This is a genomic window from Acetobacter musti (genome assembly GCF_011516835.1).
Taxonomy (GTDB): Bacteria; Pseudomonadota; Alphaproteobacteria; order Acetobacterales; family Acetobacteraceae; genus Acetobacter; species Acetobacter musti.
The window spans coordinates 41,798-63,294 of the sequence record NZ_WOTB01000011.1 but is presented as its reverse complement, the minus strand read 5'-3'; the positions used below and the strand labels follow the sequence as shown (position 1 = coordinate 63,294).

The 21,497-nt window shown below is 61.1% G+C and carries 21 protein-coding genes; 6 read left to right on the top strand and 15 right to left on the bottom strand.

Features of this window, described 5'->3' with window-relative positions; all coding sequences use genetic code 11:
- The first annotated feature begins 54 nt into the window (after positions 1 to 54).
- Entirely contained in the window at positions 55 to 1,071 is a 1,017-nt protein-coding gene (gene holA, locus GOB93_RS09900; protein WP_173583399.1) for a DNA polymerase III subunit delta, read from the top strand.
- 196 nt (positions 1,072 to 1,267) lie between these two features.
- Positions 1,268 to 1,594 (top strand): YnfA family protein, encoded by a 327-nt coding sequence (locus tag GOB93_RS09895; RefSeq protein ID WP_173583345.1) that lies wholly within the window; start codon positions 1,268 to 1,270, stop codon positions 1,592 to 1,594.
- 180 nt (positions 1,595 to 1,774) lie between these two features.
- Here the strand turns inward: GOB93_RS09895 and GOB93_RS09890 are convergent, their stop codons facing one another.
- From GOB93_RS09890 to GOB93_RS09860, 7 genes are all read right to left on the bottom strand, one after another.
- Entirely contained in the window at positions 1,775 to 3,067 is a 1,293-nt protein-coding gene (locus tag GOB93_RS09890; protein ID WP_198912687.1) for an LLM class flavin-dependent oxidoreductase, read from the bottom strand.
- 43 nt (positions 3,068 to 3,110) lie between these two features.
- The gene (locus GOB93_RS09885; protein ID WP_173583344.1) at positions 3,111 to 3,869 is read right to left on the bottom strand and encodes a class II aldolase/adducin family protein; all 759 of its coding nucleotides are present in this window, start codon (positions 3,867 to 3,869) and stop codon (positions 3,111 to 3,113) included.
- 840 nt (positions 3,870 to 4,709) lie between these two features.
- Positions 4,710 to 5,939, bottom strand: coding sequence for a M20 family metallo-hydrolase (locus GOB93_RS09880; RefSeq protein ID WP_173583343.1), 1,230 nt, complete (start codon positions 5,937 to 5,939; stop codon positions 4,710 to 4,712).
- Positions 5,936 to 6,826, bottom strand: a complete 891-nt coding sequence (locus GOB93_RS09875; protein WP_173583342.1) for an alpha/beta fold hydrolase — start codon at positions 6,824 to 6,826, stop codon at positions 5,936 to 5,938. The genes GOB93_RS09880 and GOB93_RS09875 overlap by 4 nt, the downstream gene beginning before the upstream one ends.
- Positions 6,827 to 6,884: 58 nt before the next feature.
- Complete coding sequence (locus tag GOB93_RS09870) at positions 6,885 to 7,592, bottom strand: GntR family transcriptional regulator (RefSeq protein WP_173583341.1); 708 nt, start codon at positions 7,590 to 7,592, stop codon at positions 6,885 to 6,887.
- A complete protein-coding gene (locus tag GOB93_RS09865; protein WP_173583295.1) occupies positions 7,592 to 7,846 on the bottom strand; it encodes a hypothetical protein in 255 nt (84 codons plus the stop codon). The genes GOB93_RS09870 and GOB93_RS09865 overlap by 1 nt, the downstream gene beginning before the upstream one ends.
- Positions 7,847 to 7,876: 30 nt before the next feature.
- Positions 7,877 to 9,505 carry a tannase/feruloyl esterase family alpha/beta hydrolase gene (locus tag GOB93_RS09860; protein ID WP_173583340.1) on the bottom strand — a complete coding sequence of 543 codons (1,629 nt, stop codon included), beginning with the start codon at positions 9,503 to 9,505 and terminating at the stop codon, positions 7,877 to 7,879.
- Positions 9,506 to 9,808: 303 nt separating this feature from the next.
- Between GOB93_RS09860 and GOB93_RS09855 the strand changes: the two genes are divergently transcribed.
- Both GOB93_RS09855 and GOB93_RS09850 read left to right on the top strand, forming a co-directional pair.
- The gene (locus GOB93_RS09855) at positions 9,809 to 10,897 is read left to right on the top strand and encodes a DUF3500 domain-containing protein (protein ID WP_408742386.1); all 1,089 of its coding nucleotides are present in this window, start codon (positions 9,809 to 9,811) and stop codon (positions 10,895 to 10,897) included.
- Position 10,898: 1 nt separating this feature from the next.
- Entirely contained in the window at positions 10,899 to 11,456 is a 558-nt protein-coding gene (locus GOB93_RS09850) for a hypothetical protein (RefSeq protein ID WP_173583338.1), read from the top strand.
- A 125-nt stretch (positions 11,457 to 11,581) separates the two neighbouring features.
- Here the strand turns inward: GOB93_RS09850 and GOB93_RS09845 are convergent, their stop codons facing one another.
- The 4 genes from GOB93_RS09845 to GOB93_RS09830 form a co-directional block, all read right to left on the bottom strand.
- Positions 11,582 to 12,118 (bottom strand): NUDIX domain-containing protein, encoded by a 537-nt coding sequence (locus GOB93_RS09845; RefSeq protein WP_198912686.1) that lies wholly within the window; start codon positions 12,116 to 12,118, stop codon positions 11,582 to 11,584.
- A gap of 412 nt (positions 12,119 to 12,530) precedes the next feature.
- Positions 12,531 to 13,889 (bottom strand): oxygen-independent coproporphyrinogen III oxidase, encoded by a 1,359-nt coding sequence (gene hemN / locus GOB93_RS09840; protein ID WP_173583336.1) that lies wholly within the window; start codon positions 13,887 to 13,889, stop codon positions 12,531 to 12,533.
- 2 nt (positions 13,890 to 13,891) lie between these two features.
- The gene (locus tag GOB93_RS09835; RefSeq protein ID WP_408742385.1) at positions 13,892 to 14,689 is read right to left on the bottom strand and encodes an OmpW/AlkL family protein; all 798 of its coding nucleotides are present in this window, start codon (positions 14,687 to 14,689) and stop codon (positions 13,892 to 13,894) included.
- A gap of 78 nt (positions 14,690 to 14,767) precedes the next feature.
- Positions 14,768 to 15,256, bottom strand: a complete 489-nt coding sequence (locus GOB93_RS09830; protein WP_173583334.1) for a hypothetical protein — start codon at positions 15,254 to 15,256, stop codon at positions 14,768 to 14,770.
- Between the two features lie 186 nt (positions 15,257 to 15,442).
- On the opposite strand from GOB93_RS09830, the gene GOB93_RS09825 reads away from it, so the two are divergent.
- On the top strand, positions 15,443 to 16,210 hold the full coding sequence (locus GOB93_RS09825) for a Crp/Fnr family transcriptional regulator (protein WP_242010681.1): 768 nt from the start codon (positions 15,443 to 15,445) through the stop codon (positions 16,208 to 16,210).
- A 124-nt stretch (positions 16,211 to 16,334) separates the two neighbouring features.
- On the opposite strand, the gene GOB93_RS09820 is transcribed toward GOB93_RS09825, so the two are convergent.
- From GOB93_RS09820 to GOB93_RS09805, 4 genes are all read right to left on the bottom strand, one after another.
- Positions 16,335 to 17,093 (bottom strand): C1 family peptidase, encoded by a 759-nt coding sequence (locus GOB93_RS09820; RefSeq protein WP_173583333.1) that lies wholly within the window; start codon positions 17,091 to 17,093, stop codon positions 16,335 to 16,337.
- 182 nt (positions 17,094 to 17,275) lie between these two features.
- Positions 17,276 to 18,172 (bottom strand): S-methyl-5'-thioadenosine phosphorylase, encoded by an 897-nt coding sequence (locus GOB93_RS09815; RefSeq protein ID WP_173583332.1) that lies wholly within the window; start codon positions 18,170 to 18,172, stop codon positions 17,276 to 17,278.
- Positions 18,162 to 18,950 (bottom strand): cytochrome c1, encoded by a 789-nt coding sequence (locus GOB93_RS09810; RefSeq protein WP_173583331.1) that lies wholly within the window; start codon positions 18,948 to 18,950, stop codon positions 18,162 to 18,164. The genes GOB93_RS09815 and GOB93_RS09810 overlap by 11 nt, the downstream gene beginning before the upstream one ends.
- Positions 18,947 to 20,212, bottom strand: a complete 1,266-nt coding sequence (locus tag GOB93_RS09805) for a cytochrome b (protein WP_173583330.1) — start codon at positions 20,210 to 20,212, stop codon at positions 18,947 to 18,949. The genes GOB93_RS09810 and GOB93_RS09805 overlap by 4 nt, the downstream gene beginning before the upstream one ends.
- A 310-nt stretch (positions 20,213 to 20,522) precedes the next feature.
- On the opposite strand from GOB93_RS09805, the gene hemF reads away from it, so the two are divergent.
- Positions 20,523 to 21,485, top strand: coding sequence for an oxygen-dependent coproporphyrinogen oxidase (gene hemF / locus GOB93_RS09800; RefSeq protein WP_173583329.1), 963 nt, complete (start codon positions 20,523 to 20,525; stop codon positions 21,483 to 21,485).
- Positions 21,486 to 21,497 lie beyond the last annotated feature (12 nt).

Genomic DNA, 21,497 nt, shown 5'->3' with positions numbered 1-21,497 from the left:
GCGCGGAAACGGAGGGACTGACTCCGGGATGGTTCTGACTCCGGCGGCGTCATGGTGAAGATCGACACACGATCGGTCGGCAAAGTTCTGAACGCGCCGGAGGCGTGGCGCTTTGTGCTGCTGCATGGGGACGACAGCGGGCTGATCCGGGAATATGCGTCGGATCTGGTGCGGCGGGTCGCCGGGTCTCTGGACGATCCGTTCCGGGTTGCAACGCTGACGCGCGAGACGCATGACCGGTTTGAGGAAGAGGCGACGGCGCTGTCGCTGGATGGCGGGCAGCGGGTGGTCTGGGTTCGGGAAGGGACTGACACTCTGGCCGGACCGGTATCCGGCGTTCTGGACGGGACGGGGTCGGCGCTGATCGTTGTCGAGGCGGGGCCTCTGCCGGCACGGGGTAAACTGCGGAAGCTTGCGGAGGAGCGGAAGGATTCCGCTTCGGTCGGGTGTTATCCGGAGGAAGGGCGGGCGCTGGAGGCTTCGGTGCGCCGGATGTTCGCGGAGCGGCAGGTCGGGATTACCGCCGAGGCGCTGGGCTGGCTGGTGTCTCAGCTGGGGGCGGACCGGGCCGGGGTTCGCAACGAGATCGAGAAACTGGCGCTGTATGCCGGTCCGGATCATGAACTGGATCTGGATGATGTCCGGGTGTGCATCGGGGATTCGGGCTCGGCCTCGATTGATGATTCGGTGTTTCTGGCCATGGAGGGCGACCGGACCGGCACGGATCTGGCGCTGGAGCGGGCTTTGTCGGAAGGGGCGAATCCTGTGGCGGTGGCGCGGGTTCTGCTGGGGCATATCAGCAGGCTGCGTCGGGTGAAGGCGGCGGTGGAGCAGGGCGTGTCCCGTGCTGACGCGATGCGCTCTCTGCGGCCGCCGGTATTTTTTAAAAAGCAGCAGAGTTTTGAGCGGGCGCTTCAGCTCTGGTCTCTGCCCGCGCTGGCGGAGCTGGCATCGCGGACGCAGGCGTTTGAGCTGTCGTGCAAGCAGACGGGGGCGATGGATGTGCTGCTGTGCCGGCGGCACCTCTCGGTCATTGCGGCGAGGGCGGCTGCGGCATCGCGGAGACGGTGACGGTTCTGCCTGGCGCTTGCGGCGAGGGTGTTCCCTGCGCTCGCGGTCTGACGGGTTTTGTGGCGTCCGGCCTGTCTCTCTCGCCGGTGGTTTCGTCACCGGCGTTGTGACATACGGGAATCGACAGAGTTTCTCTCCTGCCGGGAAAGCCCCGCGTCAGTCCCGGTCCCGCATTCAGACAGGATCATAAAACAGCATGATGACAGCAGCCGTTTACATCCCGGCGGCTTTTGCCGAAATTGCCGGATGCTTCTCCTTCTGGGCGTGGCTCCGCATGGGCAGGACGCCTCTCTGGCTTGTTCCGGGGTGCCTCTCTCTTGTCACCTTTGCCTGGCTGCTCACCTACAGCCCCGCCGATAATGCCGGGCGCGCATATGCCATTTATGGCGGCGTCTATATCGTTGCCAGTCTCGTCTGGGCCTGGGCTGTTGAGGGCGTCCGTCCCGACCACTGGGATGTGCTCGGGGCTGCTGTCAATATTCTCGGCGCCTGCATTATCCTTCTGGGTCCACGGTCCGTCTGATTAACCCTTCGCTCCGTGCATTGTCCGGAGTGACGAAGATCATAAAGAAGTTTTTGGTGAAGCTTTTTTTCAAAAAGCTTCGGAAGACACCGCCTTTTTGAAAAAAAGGCGGCACCCAAAAACTTTTATTAGTTTATTGTGATCTATGGCGGTGAAGTTATCAGACTGCTGTTCCGGGCATCAGCCTTCATGCAGTCCCAGGTTTTCACGCAACGTCGTGCCTGCATAATCAGAGCGGAAAACGCCGTGTTCCTGAAGGCGGGGGACGACGCCTTCGATAAACGATGTCAGACCACCGTAAAGATAGGGCGGCATGATATTGAATCCGTCAGCCGCCCGTGTTTCGAACCATTCGATCAATGTCGTTGCGACTGTTTCGGCAGATCCGCAGAGAACCCAGTGTCCGCGCGCCGAGGCGACAAGGTTGTAGAGATCGCGCAATGTCATGTTCTCGCGTTTTGCCTTTGCGAGCATCACTGACGAGAAGCTGTGATAGGTATCGGCCTGCTGAAGATCGGGGACCGGTCCGTCGAGATCATAAGCGGACATATCGGTCCCAAGCCGGTCGGAGAGAAGTCCAAGAGCGTCCTTTTCGCCGACATAGCCCTGCAGTTCACTGAGAATTTCAAAAGCTTCCCTGTCCGTCCGGCCAACAACCGGCATGACGCCCGGCAGAAATGTGACGTCATCCGGAGAGCGTCCGAATTCAGCGACTTCTTGTTTGACGGTTGTGTAAGCTGATCTTGCCTCGTCAATATCCTGGACGACTGAAAATACGACATCCGCCGTCCTTGCGGCGAGTTTTCTTCCGGGAGCGGAGCCGCCCGCCTGGGTGATCACCGGCCTGCCCTGCGGGGAGCGGGGAATATTCAGCGGTCCTTCGACATCGAAGAACTTCCCTTTATGTTTCAGCGGATGGAGTTTTGCTTCATCGATATAAATTCCGCTTTTTCTGTCGGCAACAAGCGCGTCTTTCTCCCAGCAGTCCCAGAGTCCTGTGACAACGTCTATAAATTCTTCCGCGCGTTCGTAGCGGGAGCTGTGAGCGGGATGGGTTGTGCCGAAATTCGCGGACGCCGCCGGACTGGCGGTTGTGACAGCATTCCATGCGGCGCGACCGCCACTGATGAAATCCAGCGATGCAAACATACGGGCCACTGTAAACGGGTCGCTGTAGGTCGTGGACATTGTTGCGCCAAGACCGATATGGCTTGTGACGGCCGCTACATTGGCGAGCATCGTCATCGGTTCAAAGCGCGCCGCGTAGGACGGATGGGTTGTGACGTCGGCGTGGAGGTTGTCGCCCATGAAAATGAAGTCAAATTTTCCGGCTTCAGCGAGCTGACAGGTTTTTCTTACCGCCTCGATATCCGTAAAGCGGTCTATGGCACCGGGATATCGCCAGCCCGCGACATGACTGCCCGTGCCGAGCAGGAACAAACCCAGATGCATCATGCGTGCGGAGGACGACAACTCTGCTTCTCCTGAAAAATATCTGTTTTGTCAGAGGATATGACTACGAGCGGTAATCCGGACTCTGACCTGCCCGCTCCAGGCGCCGCAGCAGACCGTTCCACTCCCGGACGCCGGGGCTGAGAATATCTCCCGCGTGACCCCAGAACTGTTCCGCCGCCCTGTCACAGACCTCCGCAGGCGGCATGCACGGCATCGCATCGGGGCCACCTGCGGCAGTGGCCTGCAGGGCAAGCTGAATGGATGCCGCTCTTTCAAAGTAATAGAGCATCATGAAGGCCGCGGCAGGATTTTGTCCCACCGTCAGAAGGCCATGATTGCGCATCAGGAGCACCGGGTGACTGCCCAGATCTCGTACGAGGCGGCAGCGTTCATCCAGGTCCAGCGCCACACCTTCGTAATCGTGAAAACCCTGACGTTTCCAGAACCACATTGCGAACTGGCTGAGGGGCAGGAGTCCTGATTTCTGACTCGATACGGCGACTGAAGCCGTCGAATGGACATGCAGGACGCAATGCGCGTCCGGTCTGGCGGCGTGCACGGCGCCGTGTATGACGAACCCTGCCGCATTCACCTCATATGGAGATTCATCAAGCTTATTGCCGTCGATATCGATTTTTACCAGACAAGAGGCAGTAATTTCATCGAAGAGCATACCGTAGGGGTTTATGAGAAACTGATTGTCCGTTCCCGGGACGCGCATTGAAATATGATTATAGATGAGATCATCCAGCCCCATGCTGGCCACGAGACGATAACAGGCGGCCAGGTCGGTGCGGGCCTGCCATTCCTCGTCGTTCATGCAGATCTCCTGGCATCAGATATTGCGGGCGGGAATTCTGAATACAAAACCGTAATTCGTGTATACACACTGTTCTGATGCCGGATCAAGTTTTTTGCATCCGCACAGGCCGCTGCGTGCAGGGTGTGGGCCGTGTCACGTGTAAACCGGCCTGGAAGCGATGCGTCTGACTGGAGATATCGTTTAATTGTTCCTGGCTTTTCAGAGACTGTTTCAAATGCCTGTCTGTGAAGGTTCCGTTTAATTATAAAAAAATTTTTGGTGAAGCTTTTTTAAAAGCTTCAGGAGACGCCGCCTTTTTGAAAAAAGGCGGCACCCAAAAACTTTTATTAATCTCATCAAAGATTTATCGTGGTGGGTTCTTCGAATCCGGGTGATGCAAGTGCGTAACAGGACTCAAAACACATAATATTATCAGTTTATTATAAGAATTTTTGTGCATTTAAGGGTTTTAAAACAGATTTTTACTATTCGTCGGCAGGCTATACAGAATCCTCTTCTGTTTCATTACAGCCTTCATAACTTCCGAAGGATAGCGCGGGTCGGATAACGTCAGTGACGATAACAGTGCGCGCCTGCTGCCTTACGAGGCAACGAACCGAACCTGATCTGTCCTGAGCAAGGGTTGTTTGCGAGTGTTGCGTTCAGGTGCGGGCTGACAAGACTACGCCTGACGGTTCACTGCCATCTGCCATGAAGTGAAGCCACATGACCGAAAAGATTCTCGCCCTGACGGTGAGATTCCTGATCGGCACCCGATTTCAGTCAGAACTTGTCCTGCATTGGCATCTCTGATGATTCATCCGGGACAGCGACGGCGTCACATCTTTCCCTGAATGATTATGCTTCAGCGATCTCCCGTGCCACCATTGCCAGAACTTCGGCTCCTGCCGCGACCTGTTCAGCTGAGGTCCATTCTTCAGGGGCGTGGCTTACGCCATGCCTTGAAGGTACGAAGATCATCGCTCCCGGACAGAGTTTTACGATATTTCTGGCATCATGCCCCGCAGTGGAAAGAACGGGCATACTGGAAAAGCCGCAGCGCCGGGCGGCGTCCATGATACGATTCTGCAGTTCTTCGCTGAATCTGTTAGGAGCCGCGTCAACCAGGGGCGTCAGGACAAACCGGCACGGCCCGCGCTGATCCGCCACGATCCGCTCTGTTTCGCGCCCGCAGTGATCGAGAATTTCTGAGTCGGGGTGACGCAGATCGATACTGAACTGCACACCGGACGGTATGACAGAAGGCGCATCAGGCGTTACGGTGACCTGTCCGATTGTAAAACGCACGCTGTCATCGATACTTTTCATTGTCCGGAACAATTCGGCGGCGAGATCGGCAAAAGCATGGACGCTGTCGCGGCGCGATCCCATCGGGACCGTGCCCGCGTGACCGGCCTCTCCTTCGATTACGACACGGAATGTCTTCTTCCCCTGTATCCCTGTCACAACGCCGATATCGATTCCGCACCGTTCGAGTTCCGGTCCCTGTTCGATGTGAAGTTCAAGATAGGCAAAAGGACTGAAACCCAGAGGGCGTCGGGGAAGATTCTGAAAGTGAGACAGAAAATAAACCAGAGCGTCACCCAGCGTTCCCGTTCCGGATCTGTCTCTGCAGGCGAGAACATCGTCCGGCGCGCGAACGCCGGCGAATGCCTCCGAGCCGCTCATACCCGGAGCGAAACGCGATCCTTCCTCATTCATCCAGCTGACGACGATGATATCGCGTTCCGGTCTGATATTGTCATCGACCATGGTGCGCAGGACCTCAAGCCCGGCCAGGACACCAAGCGCTCCGTCAAAACGTCCGCCTGTCGGCTGACTGTCGGTATGACTGCCGATCAGCAAAGGCGGAAGGCCGCGCTGTACGCCCGGCAACGCAATAAACAGATTTCCCATCGGGTCCGTGGATACTTCCAGACCTGCTTCTTCCGCCCAGGTAATGATCTGACGCCAGGCCTGAATTTCCTCTTCGGACAGCGCCTGCCGATTGACGCCGCCTTCGCAGAACTTTCCCAGCTCGGCGAGGTCCATGAGGGTGGACCAGAGGCGCGGCGCGGAAATGATCATATCTGATCCGTATCGAGCGTCTTCATGACCTGATCGGGACGAGCTCTGGGGTCACGCACGCCCCAGCATCCGGCATCGACCTGTGCCAGAAATTCGCCGAGAATCGTGTTGAACAGCTGAGGTTCTTCGAGATTGAGGGTATGTCCGGTTTTCGGCAGCACGGCCAGGCCGGCGGCGGGAAGGATACGCTTGAGATAAAATCCTGGCTGGAGGCAGTGATCGTCTTCATCGCCGTTCATGATCAGCGAGGGAACTTTCATTTCTTTCAGTTCCGCCTCAAGCTCGTAAAATGAAGGGCGGCGTGCCTGAACACCGCGCATTGTGAGCGCGGCGCCTGTTGTGGAGTGCGTTGCCAGCCGCGCGACGAACTCCGCCCAGCCGCGCGGATCTTTATTCTGGAACTGCACGCGGCTCGCCCCGCTGCCATAGATCCGGGCGAAATCCTTTGCGCCGAGCTTTTCAAAATTATCCGCTACCGTGAGAGAGACATTGCGAAAAAACTCTTCACGGCCCGGCTCGCAGCCGTAACCGGCGCCGGCGATGGTCAGGGAGAGGCATCGGTCAGCGTGTCGCAGGCCCAGATGAAGCGCCGTGAAGCCGCCCATGGAAAGCCCGACAATATGCGCTTTTTCAATGCCGAGTCCGTTAAGAACCGCGATCGCATCGGACACGGCGAGGTCCTGTGAGTAGGCGTCCGGCGTCTCAGGGACGTCTGAAGGCGGATATCCCCGCGCTGCGTACGTAATGCAGCGATAACGCCGGGCGAAATATCGCATCTGGGGTTCCCAGCTGGACCAGGTGCCTCCGAATTCATGGATGAACAGGATCGGAGTCCCTTTTCCGTCCTCTTCGACGTACAGACCGACCCCGTCACCCTGGATTTTCATTTTCCCGTCCTCACGTCATATTCAGCATACGCAATGCATAATAATGCATACATAGTTTTTATTGAAAAGACGCAATAAAATCCCGCATGTCGTCGCTGAGCAGATTGACGTGATCGCGCATTGTGGAATGCGCCTCTTCCTCGTTATGCGAGAAGATCGCTTCCATGACACGTCTGTGCTCATCGATCGTGCTTGCAAACCGGTTGGGCTGAAACGTGACCCGGCGGCGATAGGCCGCGGTCCTGTTTCGGAGCCGGCGTGTCTGCTCCGCCAGATAATGGCTCCCGGCGGCTTCGTAAATCGCCTCATGAAACGCCTGATTGATGTCGTAAAAGACGTCGACATCCGATTCACGGGATGCGTCGGTCAGCGCCGTGTGAATCTGTTCTATTCTGCTTCTCAGCTCAGGCGTTATCCGCCGCGCCGCGAGGCGGGCGCACAGGCCTTCCAGTTCAGCCATGACCTGAAACATCTCGATGACGGTCTGAGCGCTGGGTTTGCGGACAGTGGCTCCCATCCGCCCTTTAAGCTCCACCATTTCGTTGGCGGCGAGCAGGCGGAAGGCCTCCCGGACCGGGGTTCGGGAAACGCCGAACCGTTCGGCGATTTCGCTCTCATCCAGTCTCGTGCCGGGCAGCAGATGTCCGGACGCGACTTCACGCTCAAGCTGTTCGCGTATTTTTTCAGCATGAGTGGCTCCAGGCTGATCCTGCATACGCCGTACGGTCGGGATTGTGCCGGAGGCGGAGCGGGCGGACCTGTTCATCAGTGTTGATACCTCTTGTTCAGGCCCGTCCGGCGGGCCAGCATGCAGGGCTGCGTATACACGGTGATGACGTCAGTTGCACTTCCCGCTATCGGCAGCCTCTCCATCTTCATGATGGCATGTGATGCCGGTGAGAATCCGCCTGCAAAGAAGCGTTTCACGGTAAACCTTTGATAAAAAGCAATAAAAGTTTCTGGGTGCCGCCTTTTTTCAAAAAGGCGGCGTCTTCTGAAGCTTTTTGAAAAAAGCTTCACCAAAAACTTCTTTGTAATTCAGAAGAGGTTTCACGGGCCGGCTGAGGGGCTTGCCGTAACGCAGCGGAAACTCTCCGCCTTCTCCATATCCCCGTGCCCGTCATAGCGCGCCACCGCCGGCCAGGCGCAGAGCGGACGGGTGCGAACGACTTTCCCGTCCACCACACGGGACGCAACCAGCGTGTCAGGCGCCCGGTTCGCCGTCACCCAGTCATCGATCGCGCCAAGCTTGCTGAACGTGTCGCACCCGGCCCCGCCGTAACAATGCCCCATCCCCGGAATGGTGATCAGACGCATGGAATTTTTGTTGTCAGCATCAGCATGTCTGACGAGCGCCTGATAATAGCCGGCAAGCTGCTCAGGATTATGCCCGTCATTCCAGCCAATATACATCAGCAGCCGGCCACCATGCCGGAAGAACGGACTGAGATCGTCATCCACATGCAGCAGCGGCCCGACTTTGCGCGTCGCCTCCGCAATGTCCGTATCCCAGTTCAGTGTCGTCCAGTCCCAGTCCGGATTCTGAAAAGCCGCGTATTTAAAAAGATCCAGCGCCACAGGAAACGCTTTGCCATCGGCTGAGAAACCGTCCTCGCTCCCCTTCGCCGGTCCGGGGAAAATCACCTTCCCTGTGCGCGGATTGACCGGCCCGCGATAAATCTGTTCCGCCGCCTGAACCTCGGAAGCCGTCAGACAATCCGCGCTGTCCGCCCCTTTGCAGAGAAGCTGACGCGGCTCGAAGGTGCATTTGTCAGGCTCATCGAGAAAACCCTGCTTTTTCCCGACCGGCGAGGCGCAGGCCTGCATCACCGCCCTGTTGAGAAGCTGAAACTTCGCCCGCGCTACCCGCAGCGCCGGATTGTGATAGCTCATCCACCCGGCCCAGAGCTGCTCGGCGTTGAAGCTGACGATCGGATTGGGCGGCGCGCCGGAAACAATGCCGTCATAATCCTCAGGATAACGCTTCGCCTCGATCAGCCCCTCCAGGCCGCCAAGCGAACAGCCGATCCAGTACGCATGCGACGCCGCCCTGCCATAAAAAGCACGGATCAGAGACTTCGCCGTCACCGTCATCAGATGATCGGCGCGCCAGGCATAGTCGATCAGCTTTTCCGGATGGCCGAGCGTAAAACGCCCGCCCTGCCCTTCCGGCGTGGAATCATCATGCCCGGTATCAGTGCTGGCCACGGCGTAGCCCTGTCCGACCCCCGTCGCCATGCCGTCATACATCAGCGAACCGGCCCAGCCGAAATTGCCGACACCCAGCAGCTTTCCGTTCCATCCCTGCAACGGAAGCCAGATCTCCGTCCGGATCAGCGAGTCCGATGACGGATGCAGCGTCACCGCCACCCGGCAAAAGGTCGGGTTCGCAGGCTGCGCCGGCAGACCGGCCAGATTCATCCCCGGCGACGTCATGATCCGGGACAGATGCGTCTGCGGCGACCGCCAGGCACCGGCAGCCACCGTCTCCACCGTCTCCACCGTGGTGAACGTCGCGTCCGGCAGAGCCTGATGCGCCAGATCAGCGCAGGTCGCCGCACGGGCGCTGACCGGCTTCAGAACCGGCGCGGCAGTGACAAGCATCGTTCCGGCGGCAAGCGCGCAGAAAAGAGCATTCCGGCCGGCTGCCGGGCGGGAACGGTGCTGAAGTCGGGGCATGACAGATCTCCCGTTTTCTGACGGTCTGAAGGGACACAGTGTCATGCTCCGGCACGACATTCAGCCTATTCAGAGCCCAGAATCCGGGCCCGGGTAAAGCCCTTGATCATACCCTCACAGCAGGGCAGGGTTCGGGCGCCGGGCTGCCAGACGCAGAGAATCCCGGGAGACCGGAGAGAAAGCAAAGTTCTGATGCAAAAGACTTTTTTCGTCGCGGGCGCGTTACTTCTCGTCACAATGCCCGTTATCGGCAAGAGCCGTCCGGCGCAGGCGGAAACAGCCTCCACATCCACGGGAGAAAGCATGTCAGTCAGCCAGACACAGTCCGCCGTGACCGCCGCAAAAGCCTTCCTCGCCACGTTCGACGCACAGAGCCGCGCCACGGTGCAGTTCCCCTTCGTCGCCGCGAAACACGGCACCCTGGCCCGCTTCCGCCGCACCACGCCCGACGGCCCCTCCCTGCCGGTCACGGACGCACAGGCCGCGGCCCCGACCATGCGCGGACCCGGCATGGGGCCTCCCGGCGGCTTCATCGGCGAGCGTTACGGCACATCCGTCTGGTCGAACTTCCCGGTCAGCGACGTACCGCGCCCCGGCCTGCAGATGGGCCATCTGACAGCCACGCAGCGTGAGGCGGCCATGCACCTCCTGCAAACGCTGCTCAGCGCGAAGGGCTGTCAGAAAGTCCTCGACATCATGGGCTCGGATCAGGCCCTGGCCGACAGCGGCACGCCCTTCGCGTCCGGCAAGGCCGTCTACACCATCGCACTCTTCGGTGAACCCTCCGCGACAGCCCCGTGGATGGTCCAGTTCGGCGGCCATCATCTCGGCCTCAACCTGGTCATCGACGGCGCGCACGGCGTCATGACCCCGACCCTGACCGGCGCCCAGCCCGCGGTCTATCAGACCGGCGGCAAAACGGTGCGCGTGCTCGCAGGCGAAAACGACAAGGCCTTCGCCCTTTTGGACTCCCTCAATGCCACGCAGAAAAAACAGGCCATCCTGTCGTATAAGGTCGAGGATCTGGTTTCCGGCCCCGGCCATGACGGCGAAGTGATCGTTCCCGAAGGCATAAAAGGCTCTTCCCTGACGGCCGCGCAGAAAGACCTGCTGATGGGCATCATCGGCGAATGGGCCGGGATCATCTCCGACGCCTACGCCGCCCCCCGCCTGAAGGAAATCCGCGACGATCTTGACGAGACATGGTTCGCCTGGAGCGGCCCCCTCACCCACGAGCCCGACCGCAACGGCTCCTCCTATTACCGCATCCAGGGCCCGCATCTGCTGATCGAATTTTCCCCGCAGGGCGTGGGCGACGATCCGACCATGCACGTCCACACCGTCTATCGTGATCCGACAAACAGCTACGGCAACCGTTTCACGATGCCCTGATATGATATCAGCAAAAATCCGGACCCTGTGTGCCGTCCTCGCCCTGACGGCCGCCGCCTCCCCGGCGGCCGCGCACCGTCTGAACCAGTATCTCCAGGCAACGACCATCGCTCTGACGCAGGACGGTCTCACCCTGCATCTGCGCCTCACACCCGGCGTCAATGTCGCGGATCAGGTCATCCGGACCATCGACCGCAACGGCGACGGAGTTCTGTCACCGGAAGAACAGCAGACCTACGCCGCCACGGTCGCGCAGGGACTTTCGTTGTCCCTGAACGGAAAAGCGCTGTCCCTGCAACCGGAAGCCGGCGCTTTCCCCTCCGAAGCCGCCATGCGCGCCGGCAACGGCACGATCGACCTTCAGTTCGTCACCCAAACCACACTCAGCAACGGATCGTATCGTCTCAGCTATACAAACAAAGTCTCCGGCCCACAGACCGTATGGCTGGTCAACTGCCTGCTTCCGCAGGACCCCGCTATTCATATTGTCCGGCAAACACGCACGGAAAATCAGTCATCCTATCAGCTTGATTTTCAGATCGGTGACAGGAAAGCGTAACTTTATACGGGGCTTTGCCCCGCACCCCACAAAGGGACGCAGTCCCTTTGATCCCGGTCTGTTAAAACACTAAAGGGGTGAAGGGGTCCTCGACCCCTTCCGGGTGCAGGGCAGAGCCCTGAGGCCTAAAACACCCCCTTCCCCGCCGCATTCAGCGCCATCAGCAGCGAGGCGACATGCATCGCCTGCACGATCCCACCGCTCATCGCCAGCTGCACCGCTTCGGCAACAGGCACCCGGACGACACGAATGCGCTCCGTCGGATCATCGACCGGCTCTCCCAGAAAGCTGACACCCTGAGCCAGAACAACATGACAGAAATTATTATGCGTCGAGGGATTGGGCGAAAGCCTGCCGACACAGCGCCACTCCGCCCCGCCATAACCCGTCTCCTCCCGCAACTCCCGCGCCCCGGCGCTCAGCGGACCGTCATCCCCGGGCTCCATGACGCCCGCCGGGAGCTCCAGCGACATCCCGCCCAGACCGTGCCGGTACTGCCCGACAAGAATGACATGATCCTCCCCGTCCAGCGCCACGACCTGAACCCAGTCCGGATACTCCAGCACATAAAACGGCGCGATCTCCGTCCCGTCCGGCGTCAGACAGTCATCCGCCCGCACCGAAATCCACCGGTCTTTCAGGACATACTTCGATGAACGCACTGTCCAGCTGCCCGGGATATCCTTTCGGGGACCTGAATTTTTCATTGATCTACCGTGCAATATCTCTGGCTGGCTGCCAAGTGTGATGCACGTTCCAGGAACAGACAACGATGCGGTCCGTTTGCGCCGGATGCTGCGGCCGCACTGCTCCGGAACGCAGGAAGGCCTGAGCCTGCCACAGCGTTTCCCGACTGTATTTTCGCTTTTCCTGCATCCCGGCAGACGGAGCGGGTTTTCTCCTGCTGTGTCATCTTTCCGGGCGGACAGAACAGATCCGTCGAAAGAAGTTTTTGGTGAAGCTTTTTTCAAAAAGATTCAGAAGACACCGCCTTTTTGAAAAAAGGCGGCACCCAAAAACTTTCTTTTTTATCAAAAACTGATTGTGAAATGCCGGGCCGCACTGAGAAGCGCGTCAGATCGCCCGGGAATGCTGGCCTGGTCCGGCGCCGGTCGCGGGCAGGTAGCGGTCGAAGACGGCGGCGACGTTGCGGAGGAACGGGCGGCCGGTTTCGGTAACACGCAGAGTGGTTCGGGTAAGTTCGACGAGGCCGTCGGCGGCGAACTGTCTGAGTCTTTCCCGTTCGGGCGTGTAATCGTCGGGGCCGGTCAGGTCGATGGTGTGGCCGCACATGATCTGTTCGATGAGAGCGGCGCGTTTGCGGTCGTCTTCGGTGCAGGCGACGCCCCGCGCAACGGGAAGGTCCGGTGAGTCGGACAGGGCGCGGGCGTATGCGGCGGGGCTGACGATGTTCTGGGTGAAACCGCCCGGAAGCGATGAGATGGCGGAGGCGCCGACACCGATGAGCCAGCGTGCGGTGTCTGTGGTGTAGCCCTGGAAATTGCGGTGCAGGGTACCGTTCGCCTGGGCGCGGGCCATGCTGTCTTCGGGGAGGGCGTAATGGTCGAGGCCGACGGGAATGTAACCCGCATCGCACAGAACCAGATCGATCATCTGACGCTGGGCGATGCGTTCCGGGGCGCCGGGGAGGTCGGCCTCAGGCATGAGCTGCTGGCGTTTCGCCTTCCAGGGAACATGGGCATAGCCGAACACGGCAAGGCGGTCGGGGCGGAGGTCCGCGACCTGACGGGCGGTGTCGCGGACGCTTTCCGTGGTCTGGAGAGGCAGGCCATAGATGAGATCGATATTGATGCCGGCGATACCGGCGGCGCGGAGGGATTCGACGCAGTCGCGGGTCTGACCGGCGCTCTGGATGCGGCCGCAGGCGTGCTGAACGGCGGGGTTGAGATCCTGAACGCCGAGGCTGCCGCGGGTGAAACCGAGCGTGGCGAGCATGGTGGCCATTGCCGGGCTGAAATGGCGGGGGTCGAGTTCGATGCTCAGTTCGGCGTCCGGACGGATGGTGAAGAGATCGCGGATGCTGGCGAGGATTTCATGGAAAGCGGCTTCCGGGAGGGTGGTCGGGGTGCCGCCGCCGAACTGGATATGGGTGAGCGGCGGGCTGCCTGAGGCAGTACGCGGAATGAGGCGGGCGGCGCGGCGCAGGTTCTCGCGGAGAAGGCCGGCATAGGCGGCGCGGGCGCTTTCCTGACGCATGACGGTGGTGTTGCAGCCACAGAAGCTGCAAAGTTCGTCACAGAAGGGGACGTGCAGATAAAGCGAAAGCGCCTCACCGGCCGGGAGAGCTTCCAGCCAGTCAGCCGCCTGCTTCGGGCCGACCGCATCCGAAAAACGGGTGGCGGTCGGATAACTTGTGTAACGCGGCAGATTGCCGTCGTACCGCGCAAGGAGCGCCGGCAGGGCCGCGTTCATGATCAGAAGCGGTATTCGATACCGGCGCCGACGACGGTCGGATCGAGAGAATCATGCGCCTTGATGAAGGCTCCCGACCCACGATCGTTGGCCCAGGCGTGCATCCGCATGAACATCTGCTTGACGTCGAAGTTGAAGAACCAGTTGCCGACGAGCTGGTAATCGAAACCGGCGTTGAAGGACGGACCGCCCGTGACGCCGACATTCAGCTTCTGAACGACGCCGCCGGCGGGGGAGACGTTATGGAACCAGGCGAGGGTTCCGCCGACGCCGACATACGGGTTGAAGCGCTTATGCGGACGGAAATGCCAGGCGAAGGTGACGGTCGGCGGCAGAACCCATGCGCTGCCGACGTCGATCTTGCCGAGCGGCGTGCCTTCGGCGGCGACTTCATGCCGGGTGCTGGCGGCGATGAGGTCGATCGAGAGATTGTCGGTGAAGAAATACTCGAATGTCAGTTCCGGCATGACCTGACGGGTGGTTTTAACGCGGCCCGGGATGGCTGCGCCGTTCAGCCAGATCTTGCTGTCGCGGTCTTCCGGAAGCACGCCGAGAGCCGACAGACGGATCAGAAAGTCACCCTTGCCGAGACCGATCTTTGTGCTCGAGCAGGTTTCGAAAAGGCCGCAGTGACCGCTATGTGTGACCGGAGCCGAAACCGGGGCCGCGACGGGGGCATTGACATAGGCGGAGGCTGCGGGCGCCGGAGCGACAGGGCTGGCGGTCTGTGCCTTTGCAGCACCGCAGAGAGCGCTGCCCGCGAGAAGGGCTGCGGCCAGCAGGGAACGGGACTTCCTGATCATCTTGTCACTCGTCTTTCGAAAACTGAACGTTGGGCGGTGGAAACCATGTCTGGTCCGGGGCGGCCTTGATCTGAATCAATTCTTCGAAAGTTCCGGAGAAGTGAGATTTTTATGCAACAGAATCACACCGTCGGCGAAACCTTCGGTCCGAAATCTGGAAATCAGCGCCGGGTTGTCCGTCGTGATCTGCAGACGGGTTTCTTCGCATCCGAACCGTGTGGCGATCCGGGTGCTGGCGCGGGCGAGTTCGCGCATGGCGGGCCATGCGGTTCCGAGCATGGCCGCGGTGACCATTTCGACGCTGAGCAGGCGTTTTCGCCGGGTGTTTTCAGCTTCCACCTGATAAAAAGCGGCGGCGCACGGGCCGGGCCATTCCGCGTAACGCGCGAGAATAACGCCTTTTTTCTTCAGTTCACCGGCCTGTGCGAGCCGCATTCCCCTGCGCTGCCAGACGCGCTGGGTCAGGCATGGGTCATGAAGCTGCAGCAGCGGGAAAACAAGCGGAATGTCTGCCGGGAACATCGGGGCGACCCGTATAGAAACATCGTCCTCGTCTCCGTTCACTGCGTCCTGCACTCCTGCGGATCCATCGGGTTTCACCGGATATTGTGAACCGGGTGCCGGGATGCTTCGGAATCCGCAATGACTTAGGTCAACGCTGTTATCCGCACACAGGGGATGTGATCTGCGGCCGTTCGCGCTAAAGACTGATGGTTCGTTCCCTCACATGGCGCGGAGAAGGAAAACACGATGCCGCCTTCCCTGACTGCTGAAAACATGCCGGTCCGCCCGAGGCGCCTTGTCATTGCGGGGATGGAGGGCTGCACCAACTGCTCGGTATGCGAGGTCCGCGCCAACGGAATCTGCAGCGCGCTGCGCGATGACGAGCTTGAGCGTCTGGCGCGGGCTGCGGTCCGCATAACGGTTCCGCCTGGCCATATTTTTATTGAGGAAGGGTCGCGCGCGACGGATTTCTTCAACATCACCGGCGGAACGGTGAAGCTTTTCAAATCTCTGCCTGACGGGCGGCGTCAGATTACGGGATTTGTCAGTATCGGTCATTTCCTCGGGCTTGCGGTTTCCGACCGCTACGCATTCGGGGCCGAAGCGATTGATCAGGTCAAGCTGTGCCGCTTTTCCCGCCCTAAGCTTGACAGCCTGACGGAAGAATTTCCCCGCATGGAGCGGCGGCTTCTGTCGGAGGCTGCCAATGAGCTTGTGGCGGCTCAGGACCAGATGCTGTTACTGGGCCGCAAGACGGCGCGGGAGCGTGTCTCCAGTTTTCTGTATGGCCAGCTTGAAAATCATCATGGCGATGTGATTCCCGCCGACGCGCGAATCAGCTTTCCGATGACCCGCGCCGATATCGCGGATTTTCTGGGTCTTACGGTTGAGACTGTCAGCCGCACGCTGAGCGGGCTGCGGCGGGATGGTCTGGTGACGATGAATGCCGGCCATACGATCAGCGTACCGTCACCCGCGCGGCTGAGAGCCATTGCGCAGGGTGAAGAGGGCTGATCCGGCGTTTGTAACGCCCGGCCCGGTCTGAGAACGATCCGGGATCGGTGCCCCGTTTCAGTGGCCGTTCTCAATGTCGGGGGTCCGGCAGAGGCCGGCGACCTGTGCCGGTCTTTCTGTCCGTTCAGCCGGCGGTTGCCTTCAGTTCCTCCACAAGGCTGTCGAGCGTTTCATGTTCGGGCGATGCCCCCTGAATCGTTGTCCAGTTCTGGCGTGAAATAAGACCGTAGGCTTCGTCGCAGAATGTGGCGAGGAACTCGTAAGACATCCGTCTCGGCGCGCCCCAGGTGTTGAGGTAGAGCCAGTCGGAATCGTAGCCGTGCAGCCAGACGGCGTGGCCGCCGGCGATGGTGTTGTCGGCCTGCGGGTCAATGACCCAGTCATCATTCCCTTCGCAGGCATAATTCGGCAGCGAGAGGCCGATATACAGGCCGCCGAGCATGGCGATGGCCCGGTGAACGGAGGCTGTGTCGCGTGGGCTGATATACCCGAAGGCGGTCAGGTAATCGCGGGTCTGGCCGGGGCGTTCGTAGCCGGCGCGGCACCAGCGGGAGAGGACATCGACTTCGACGCCGCCCTGATCGGTGGCGGGATTGCCGGGGACGTAACCGGATTCGGCGCTGTAATTGTCGATGACCTCCTGGTCGCTGAGTTCGACCGGGGTCAGAGCGGCGCCGGTCCAGGTCCGGATGGCGGAAGCGACGGAGACCTGGGTGCAGCATCCGAGCGTATCGTTGCACCACATCGGCCACTGCACGTCCTTCGCCCAGTTGGCGGCAGGCGGGGGCTCCGGCAGACGGAAGGCCATGGGGGCGGTGAGTTTGTATGTTCTCGGGTCGAGGCGGGCAGGCTTTTTGCCGAGTTTGCGATGGGGTGTTGTCATTCTCTCTCCACGTGCGGAACGGTGCGTTGTTACGTGGAGAGGATAGGTGTCCCTGCGTTTTCTCAGGGCTCTGCCCTGAAACCCGCCAGAGGTCGCGGACCTCTGGACACCATTTTGTTTAACAGACCCGGATCAAAGGGACTGCGTCCCTTGCGGGGTCTGGGGCAGAGCCCCGGAAACCTTCAGACCGATAACACGCGCCCGGCGATGACTTCGAGCTGGCTGAGCAGTGCGGGATCGCGTTTTGCCGGAGCGGTGATCAGGGCATGTTCGAGCGCCCGGTCGCAGCCGGCGGGGCACAGGCCGCGTGTTTTGCCGAGCTCGGGAATCATGGCTTTGACGAGGGAGCGGGCACGGTCGGCGTTGGCGTGCATGACCTTGACGACGGCGTCCACGGTGACGCTGTCATGGCCTTCGTGCCAGCAGTCGTAATCGGTGACCATGGCGACGGTGGCGTAGCAGAGCTCGGCTTCGCGGGCGAGTTTGGCTTCGGGCATGTTGGTCATGCCGATGACGGCGCAGCCCCAGCTCCGGTAGAGTTCGCTTTCGGCGCGGGTGGAGAATTGCGGACCTTCCATCACCAGATAGGTGCCGCCGCGGGTGTGGGCGATGCCGAGTTCTTTCAGCTTCGCCTCGGCAACGTCTCCGATGCGGGGACAGACGGGATCGGCGACGGAGACATGGGCGACGCAGCCCGTGTCGAAGAAGCTTTTCTCACGGGCGAAGCTGCGGTCGATGAACTGATCGACGATGACGAAATGACCGGGCGGCAGGTTTTCGCGCAGGGAGCCGACGGCGGAGAGCGAGATGATGTCCGTCACGCCGGCGATCTTCATCGCGGCGATATTGGCGCGGTAATTCAGCCGGGACGGCGGCAGCGGATGGCCGCGACCGTGCCGGGGCAGGAAGACACAGCGAACGCCGTCCAGCGTGCCGAACAGCAGCTTGTCGGACGGGGCGCCCCATGGTGTGACCACGGTGCGCCAGTCCTTGTTTTCGAGGCCGGCGATGTCGTAGAGGCCCGAGCCGCCGATAATGCCGATGACCGGGTGAACCTCGTGGGCGGCTTTAGTGGACATTGGACCAGAGTCTCCGTTTCAGGACAAAGAGAAGAACGCCGAGGAACACCAGATAGATCATGACGCGGACGCCGGTGCGGTGACGGTCGGCGAGATGCGGCTGCGCGGCCCAGGCGAGGAAGGTCGTGACGTCGCGGGCTTCCTGCTCCGTCGTTGCTTTTGTGCCGTCCGGATAATCGACGGCGTCGTCGCTCAGAGGTGGCGGCATGGCGATGGCGCGGCCCTGGGCGAAGCGGTTGTAGAACAGGCCGGGCGCCGGCGTCACGCCGGCAGGGGGCGGTCCGTAACCGGTCAGCAGGGCGTAAATACGGTCGGGACCGCCGGGATAGACCTCAGCGAGACGCGACTGGTCCGGCGGGATGACGGCGCCGGGGATCAGGCCCTGAGCGACGGGCGGCGTCGGGAAGGCGTCGTCCGCTGTGGCGGCGCGCAGAGCGGGTTTGCCGTCGGAGCCGATGCCGTCCGGGATTTTGTGGCTGGCGGCGATGGTTTGGACCTGGGCGGCGGTAAGGCCCATGCCGGTCAGGTCGCCGAAATGGACATGCTGCATGCCGTGGCAGGCAGAGCAGATTTCGGCATAGACCGTATAGCCGCGCTGGACGCTGGCGAGGTCGAAATTGCCGAGCGGTCCGTCGAAGCTCCAGTGCTGATGCGGCACCGGATCGTGGTCGAGACGGCCTGCGGCGGCGGGCGCGGCGGCTTCGGACGATCCGGTCGCGGAGAGAAGACCGGCTGCGAGACAGAGCGCGGCGGCGGAGCGGAACAGGCTGATTTTCACGCTTCTTCTCCTGTCCGGAGAGCGGAGGCGTGGGCCAGGGCGGCTTTCTCGCGGCGGGAGACGAGCGGCATCAGCACGAGAAAATGCAGGTAGTAATAAAGTGTGGCGATCTGCCCGACATAGAGCCAGACGCCTTCGACGTGATGTTTACCGGCGAAGCCGAGGAGGATGAAGGCGATCACCAGCGCGACCATTCCGGCGCGATAGACCGGGCGGTTGCGGGCGGAGCGGATGGGTGAGGTGTCGAGCCACGGGGTTATGAACAGCACGAGGATGGCGCCGACGGAGGCGAGGAGGCCGCCGAATTTGGAGGGGATCGACTGGAGGATGCCGTAGAAGGGCAGGAAATACCATTCCGGCTCGATATCGGCGGGCGTGTGCAGCGGGTTGGCGGGGCGGTAGTTCTCGGGCTCGGTGATGAGGCCGGGCAGGAAGAACATCACGCCGGCGAAGAGGATGGCGAACACGACAAGGCCGAGGCCGTCCTTGACGGTGAAATACGGGTGGAACGGCAGGGTCTGTTCGGGGACTTTCGCCGGAACGCCGGTCGGGTTTCCCGGGCCGGCGACGTGGAGGGCGGCGACGTGGATGCCGACGACGCCGAGGACGCCGAACGCCAGGGTGAAGTGCAGCACGAACAGGTGATGAAGCGTGGTGTCGCCGGGCTGGTCGCCGCCGAGGAAGAGGCGCTCCATGAACGGTCCGACGCCGGGAACGGCGCCGATGGCTTTGCCTGCGACATCCGCGCCCCAGTAGGACATCTGGCCCCAGGGAAGGACGTAGCCGGCGAAGGCGGTGACCATGACCATGGCCAGCAGGGCGACGCCGACGAGCCAGAGCACTTCGCGCGGAGCTTTGTAGGAGCCGTAATAGAGGCCACGAAAGAGGTGAACGTAGAGCGCGGCGAGAAAGAGGCTGGCGCCGGTCATGTGCATGGACCGGAGCAGCCAGCCGGCGGGCAGGCGGCGCTCTATGGCCTCGACGGAGGCGAAAGCGCCGGCGGCGGTAGGGGTATAGTTCATGGCCAGCGCCAGGCCGGAAAGCAGCATCAGGACGAGCACGACCGTCAGCATGGCGCCGACGGTCCAGAGCGCGTTCAGGGAACGCGGCATCGGGAAGCTGACATACTCGTTGCGGAAGGCGCTGATGACCGGCAGGCGCGCATCGAGCCAGCCGGTGAATCCGGTGGTTCTGCTGCTCTGCGGGATGTCTTCGCCGGTTACACCAGGCCCTGTTTCGTGTCTGGAAGGCGAACCCGCCATTGCTGCTCCCCGTTCTCCGGTCGCCTCTGCGACCGGTCTGCCTGTTCCGGTTTCGATCCGGTCGCCGTGTCTTTAGCGGCGGCAACGTTGCTCTTGCAATGATTTACGGGATAGCGCACCCCTTGTCGCCCTTACGCACCGGACGCCGTCTGGCACGGGCAGTCAGCCACACTGGCGATGGTCATGGGCGGATGACCCTGGGCAGCCTGTCATCTGGCAGCAGGGACGCGGACGACAGGGGTGCGGACAGACGGGCCGGGCGCATGGCGGCGACCGGAGCGGGTGAGACGAGAGCAGGAGGAAACCGGCCATGGCGGAAACGGAAAACACGGGGAGCGGGCAGTCATATGCCGCCGAATCCGCTGACTCCGGGGCCACGAGGCAGGATTACGAAGCCCTCAGACCGCAGGCGCGGGAGTGGTTCGAGACACTTCGCGACCGGATATGTGGGGTTTTTGAGGCTATTGAGGACGAGGGAACGGCGCGTCGTTCCCAGACTTTGCCGGGCCGGGAGAAGGCCGGACGTTTCGAACGCACGCCATGGCAGCGCGTGCCGGATGAGGGCGCCCACACCGAAGGCGGCGGCGTGATGAGTCTGATGCGCGGGCGGGTTTTTGAGAAGGTTGGCGTGAACGTCTCGACCGTCGAGGGTGAATTCAGCCCTGAATTCCGGAAAAATATTCCGGGCGCTTCCGAAGATCCGCGCTTTTTCGCCACCGGGATCAGCCTCGTGGCGCATATGAGCAGTCCTCTGGTGCCGGCCGCGCATTTCAACACGCGGATGATCGTGACCACGCGGGGCTGGTTCGGCGGGGGCGGCGACATCACGCCGATGTTTCCGGAGAGCGGGGCGGCACAGGACGACGCGGCGAAATTTCATGCGTCTTTCGAGCGTTCATGCGCCAGGCACAGTCCGGAATATTATCCCCGCTTTAAGGCCTGGTGCGATAAGTATTTCTATCTTCCTCACCGGATGGAGCCGCGCGGGCTTGGCGGGATTTTCTACGATCATCTGAGCAGTGGTCATCCGGGCATGGATTTCGCCTTTACCCGGGACGTGGGGCTTGCCTTTCTCGATGTCTATCCGGAGATCATCCGGTCCCGCATGATGGAGCCCTGGACAGCGGAAGAACGGGAAGCACAGCTTATTCGCCGGGGCCGGTATGTGGAGTTCAATCTGCTTCATGACCGGGGCACGTTATTCGGCCTGAAAACCGGAGGTCACACGGAGGCGATTCTCATGAGTCTTCCGCCTGAGGTGAAATGGCCATGATCCGGCCTTGAT

Coding starts and splice junctions, on each gene's coding strand:
- GOB93_RS09805 (WP_173583330.1), bottom strand. CDS start 20,212: ATGGCGGGTTCGCCTTCCAGACACGAAACAGGGCCTGGTGTAACCGGC.
- GOB93_RS09880 (WP_173583343.1), bottom strand. CDS start 5,939: ATGATCATTTCCGCGCCGCGCCTCTGGTCCACCCTCATGGACCTCGCC.
- hemN (WP_173583336.1), bottom strand. CDS start 13,889: ATGAACGCGGCCCTGCCGGCGCTCCTTGCGCGGTACGACGGCAATCTG.
- GOB93_RS09870 (WP_173583341.1), bottom strand. CDS start 7,592: ATGAACAGGTCCGCCCGCTCCGCCTCCGGCACAATCCCGACCGTACGG.
- GOB93_RS09820 (WP_173583333.1), bottom strand. CDS start 17,093: ATGACAACACCCCATCGCAAACTCGGCAAAAAGCCTGCCCGCCTCGAC.
- hemF (WP_173583329.1), top strand. CDS start 20,523: ATGGCGGAAACGGAAAACACGGGGAGCGGGCAGTCATATGCCGCCGAA.
- GOB93_RS09875 (WP_173583342.1), bottom strand. CDS start 6,826: ATGAAAATCCAGGGTGACGGGGTCGGTCTGTACGTCGAAGAGGACGGA.
- GOB93_RS09860 (WP_173583340.1), bottom strand. CDS start 9,505: ATGCCCCGACTTCAGCACCGTTCCCGCCCGGCAGCCGGCCGGAATGCT.
- GOB93_RS09885 (WP_173583344.1), bottom strand. CDS start 3,869: ATGAACGACGAGGAATGGCAGGCCCGCACCGACCTGGCCGCCTGTTAT.
- GOB93_RS09815 (WP_173583332.1), bottom strand. CDS start 18,172: ATGTCCACTAAAGCCGCCCACGAGGTTCACCCGGTCATCGGCATTATC.
- GOB93_RS09850 (WP_173583338.1), top strand. CDS start 10,899: ATGATATCAGCAAAAATCCGGACCCTGTGTGCCGTCCTCGCCCTGACG.
- GOB93_RS09855 (WP_408742386.1), top strand. CDS start 9,809: ATGTCAGTCAGCCAGACACAGTCCGCCGTGACCGCCGCAAAAGCCTTC.
- GOB93_RS09825 (WP_242010681.1), top strand. CDS start 15,443: ATGCCGCCTTCCCTGACTGCTGAAAACATGCCGGTCCGCCCGAGGCGC.
- GOB93_RS09895 (WP_173583345.1), top strand. CDS start 1,268: ATGATGACAGCAGCCGTTTACATCCCGGCGGCTTTTGCCGAAATTGCC.